Raw genomic sequence first — 1,554 nt, forward strand, 5'->3', positions numbered from 1 at the left:
GGGTCGAGTTCACCCCGATCAAGAAAGGCCGCAAGGTCGAGCGGGTTTCGATGATGTGGCTCCCGAAAACCATGAGCGGCCGGCGCGACGCGCAAAACCTGATCGACCAGCATAGCATCGTGCGGCGCGCCAAGCTGCGCGGCGACATACCCGAAATGCCGGTGCTGGTGGATTTCAGCGCGCCAGCGGCCGAACGGTGAGGGCCTACCCCAAAACTCACCTTTCGCGCGCTAGGACCGCCTAGCCTTCGCCAGCTCAGCCCGCGCCGCCCTAACCCTCGCCGGCATCGAGCGCGCGGCTCACCGTGAACTGAATCCACGCGCTCCGGCTGATCCCGCGCCGCTTGGCTGCCGCATCGACCTTGGCGAGAAGCGCGCGATCGAAACGCAGCATCACCGGCGACTTGCGCGGCTCGGCCCCCTGCCCCGCCTCGTCGGCCTCGACCGCGATCGGCGCGGCATCCGGCTTCGCCGCGCCGGCAATGAAGGCATCGGCGGCCGCCTCGTCAATCGCCGGCTTGGGCTTGCTGTTCGGTTTACGAGCGATAGCCATTAACACGCACTCCGATATTATCTTGATATACAAACCGCGCCGATCAGCGCCGTCAATTCGTCTATCGCCTTGGGGTCGCGCGGGCTTTGCTCGATAACCGCCCTGCCCTCGGCCGCCGCGTTCGGGAACGCCTTGCGCCGCACGATCGACGTGGGCAGCACTTCGATACCGTCGATATCGCCGATCATCTCCAAGGCGGCCTCATTGTCGGCCCCCTGCGCGTCCGCGCCGTTCAGCACGGCCACGGCGCGCAAGCCCTCGTTGATCTCGCGCGCCTCGGCGACCAGCGCCGAAACCTGATCGAGCGCCCACACGTCGAAGCTGCGCGGCTGCACCGGCACCAGGAGCGTGCCGGCGACGGTGAGCGCGGCGCGCAGCGATCCGGTATCGCGTCCGCCCACGTCGATGATGATATCGTCATATTTGCTGGCGAGCTGGCGGACCTGGCTGCGCAGCGCCGCGCCGGTGAGGGCGACGGCGGTATAGCCGGCCTCCCCAAGCCGCTCGGCGCGAAGCTGGGTGAAGGTGAGGGCGGTGCCCTGCTCGTCCCCGTCCACCAGCAAGAGGTCGCGGCCGGCGAGCGCCAGCGCGACCGCGAGATTGACGGCGAGGGTGGTCTTGCCAACGCCGCCTTTCGTGTTTCCGACTGCCAATATCATAATGCCCTCACTCTGCGAGCTATCGTTAGTCGATTTGCCATGAACTGTCTATCGCTATGATATACAGATGATGCTTACCTATTGGTGTTAAGCCATCGGAGCGTCATTGAAATGGCGATAGGACGGGTCTTGAATCCGAAATGACGATAACGCCCTCATTCCTCCGGTTCGGGATCGTCATCGTCCAGCGGCTCATGGCTCATCTGGCCGTGATCCTCGATCGGGCAAAGCGGCGCTCCGGCCTGCTCAAGCCATTTGCGCGCGGTCCTCACGGTATAGCCGCACGTCGCGCACTCGCATTTGAGCATCCGGGCTTTCTGCTTCTTGGGCGCGGTCGACTCTC

Annotated in this window: 2 protein-coding genes and 2 pseudogenes; 1 reads left to right on the forward strand and 3 read right to left on the reverse strand. The window is 64.9% G+C overall.

Going from position 1 to position 1,554, the window contains the following annotated elements; all coding sequences use genetic code 11:
* Positions 1-200 (forward strand): annotated as a pseudogene (locus tag ACQKJZ_RS19290) (replication initiation protein); the annotation flags it as partial.
* Between the two features lie 70 nt (positions 201-270).
* Here ACQKJZ_RS19290 and ACQKJZ_RS19295 read toward each other — a convergent pair.
* From ACQKJZ_RS19295 to ACQKJZ_RS19305, 3 genes and pseudogenes are all read right to left on the reverse strand, one after another.
* Positions 271-552, reverse strand: a complete 282-nt coding sequence (locus tag ACQKJZ_RS19295; RefSeq protein WP_010339217.1) for a hypothetical protein — start codon at positions 550-552, stop codon at positions 271-273.
* 17 nt (positions 553-569) lie between these two features.
* Positions 570-1,211, reverse strand: coding sequence for an AAA family ATPase (locus ACQKJZ_RS19300; protein WP_427733314.1), 642 nt, complete (start codon positions 1,209-1,211; stop codon positions 570-572).
* Positions 1,212-1,366: 155 nt separating this feature from the next.
* Positions 1,367-1,554: pseudogene (locus tag ACQKJZ_RS19305) on the reverse strand (transcription elongation protein SprT); the annotation flags it as partial.

Source organism: Sphingomonas sp. NPDC019816 (genome assembly GCF_050274375.1).
Taxonomy (GTDB): domain Bacteria; phylum Pseudomonadota; class Alphaproteobacteria; order Sphingomonadales; family Sphingomonadaceae; genus Sphingomonas.